We start from the raw sequence: 2,405 nt of genomic DNA, 5'->3' as shown, positions 1-2,405 counted from the left end.
ATCGGGAACAGCAGCGGGTTGATGCCGAAGGCGTTGATGCCGATCCCGAGCGTGTTCTGTTGCGCCAGCACGATACCCGACAGGTTGAACGTCCCCGCCCACATCACGATCGAGATCAGGATGAAGCCGATCGCGACTTCGTAGCTGACCATCTGCGCCGCGGCGCGCAACGCCGAATAGAAGGGGTATTTGGAATTCGACGCCCAGCCCGACAGGATGATGCCGTACACGCCCAGCGACGACGCCGCGAGCACGTAGAGCAGCCCGACATTGATGTCGGCAAGCACCACGCCCGACTGGAACGGCACCACCGCCCATACGATCAGCGCCACCGTGAAGGTGATGATCGGCGCGAGCAGGAACAGCGTCCGGTTCGCCGCGGCCGGGATGATGGTTTCCTGCAGGAACACCTTCAGACCGTCGGCGAAGCTCTGCAGCAGTCCGAACGGCCCGACCACGATGGGCCCGCGCCGCAGCGCCATCGCCGCCCAGATCTTGCGATCGGCATAGATGATCATCGCCACCGCCAGCATCAGCGGCAGCGCGATGACCAGGATCCCCACGATCGTCGCGGTAAACCACGCCCAGTCGTACGACATGCCGACATTGGTGTTGAAGAAGTCGGTCATTCCGCCGCCTCCGCAAAGCTGTCGTCGCCGTGGATCAGTTCCGCCGAACAGCGCTGCATCGTCGGCGACGCGCGGCAAACCGCGTTGGTCAGGTAGAAGTCCTTGATCGGATAGGCGACTTCGCCCGACCCCGTCGCGTCAAGCACGGGCGGATTCCAGTCGAACCGCACCAGCCCGAGCGTGCCGAACGCCGGCGTATCGACCGCCATCGCGGTACGCAGGTCGGCCAGCGTGTCGAACGGCAACGTGTGGCCCAGCGTTTCCGACAAAGCGCGGAAGATCGTCCAGTCCTCGCGCGCATCGCCCGGCGGGAACACCGCCCGCTCGCCGCGCTGTACGCGGCCTTCCAGATTGACCCACGTCCCCGATTTCTCGGCATAGGTCGCGCCCGGCAGGACGATGTCGGCCGCCTGCGCGCCCTTGTCGCCGTGATGCCCGACATAGACCTTGCAGCCGCCGAAGCGCGTGAAGTCGACCTCGTCGGCCCCCAGGAAGAAGGTCAGCTTGGCGTCCGCGACATCGGCGATGCCCCCCTTTTGCGCATAGCCGAGCATCAGCCCGCCCATCCGGCTCGCCGCCATATGGACGACGTTGAAGCCGTTCCAGCCATCGCGCACCAGGTTCAGCGACTTGGCGAGCGCGAGCGCGGCGCCGTGGCCGCCCTTCATCGCGGCGCCACCGACGATCACCATCGGCCGCTCCGCCTTGCCGAACAGCTCGGTGACCGCCTCGGGCAGATTGCCGAGCAGCGACAAATCGTTGCCGAGCCACTCGGCACGATAAGTCAGGTCGGTCTCCGGCCCGATCGCGAACACCTTCGCGCCGCGCTTGATCGCCTTGCGGATCCGCGTGTTCACCAGCGGCGCTTCCCAGCGCAGGTTGGTCCCGACCAGCAGGATCGCATCCGCGCGCTCGGCACCCGCGATCGTGGTGTTGAAGTTCACCGCGCCAAGGCTGGACGTGTCATAGTCCATCCCGGTCTGCCGCCCTTCGAGCCGCGACGACCCGAGCCGCGCCAGCAGCGCCTTCGCCGCGAACATCGTCTCGCAATCGACCAGGTCACCCGCGACCGCGGCGACGCTCGATCCGGCACCCACCGCAGCGATCGCCGCGAATGCCTCGTCCCATGTCGCCTCGACCAGCTTGCCGTCGCGCCGCACATAGGGCTTGTCGAGGCGCCGGCGGACCAGCCCGTCAACCGCGTGGCGGGTCTTGTCGGTCGCCCATTCCTCGTTCACGTCGTCGTTGATCCGCGGCACGCAGCGCAGCACCTGGCGGCCACGCGCGTCGAGCCGGATATTAGTGCCGACCGCGTCCATCACGTCGATCGTCAGCGTCTTGCGCAATTCCCACGGACGCGCCTCGAACGCATAGGGCTTGCTGGTCAGCGCACCCACGGGGCACAGGTCGACGACGTTGCCGCTCAGCTCGCTGGTCACCGCTTCCTCGAGATAGCTGGTGATTTGCATGTCCTCGCCGCGATAGATCGCGCCGATCTCCTCGACGCCCGCGACTTCCTCGGCGAAACGGACGCAGCGCGTGCACTGGATGCACCGGGTCATGATCGTCTTCACGATCGGCCCCATATACTTCTCGGTCACCGCACGCTTGTTCTCGGAGTAGCGCGAATGGCCGCGGCCATAGGCGATCGACTGGTCCTGCAAGTCGCACTCGCCACCCTGATCGCAGATCGGGCAATCGAGCGGGTGGTTGATCAGCAGGAATTCCATGATGCCCTCGCGGGCGTTCTTCACCATCGGCGTCGTGGTGAAGATC

Annotated in this window: 2 protein-coding genes; both read right to left on the bottom strand. The window is 66.0% G+C overall.

The genetic code is table 11. The features are described 5' to 3' along the window. Window positions 1-629, bottom strand: a 629-nt coding sequence (locus VF643_RS04195; RefSeq protein WP_331042118.1) for a complex I subunit 1/NuoH family protein, incomplete at its 3' end; no start/stop codon positions are given. Then, window positions 626-2,405: NADH-quinone oxidoreductase subunit NuoG (nuoG, locus tag VF643_RS04190; protein ID WP_331042117.1), on the bottom strand; the 1,780-nt coding region annotated here is incomplete at its 5' end. The genes nuoG and VF643_RS04195, both read right to left, overlap by 4 nt.

The organism is Sphingomonas sp. (assembly GCF_036387595.1).
GTDB lineage: Bacteria > Pseudomonadota > Alphaproteobacteria > Sphingomonadales > Sphingomonadaceae > Sphingomonas.
Note: the sequence above shows the minus strand (reverse complement) of the source record. Positions and strands in the feature narration are given on the sequence as shown.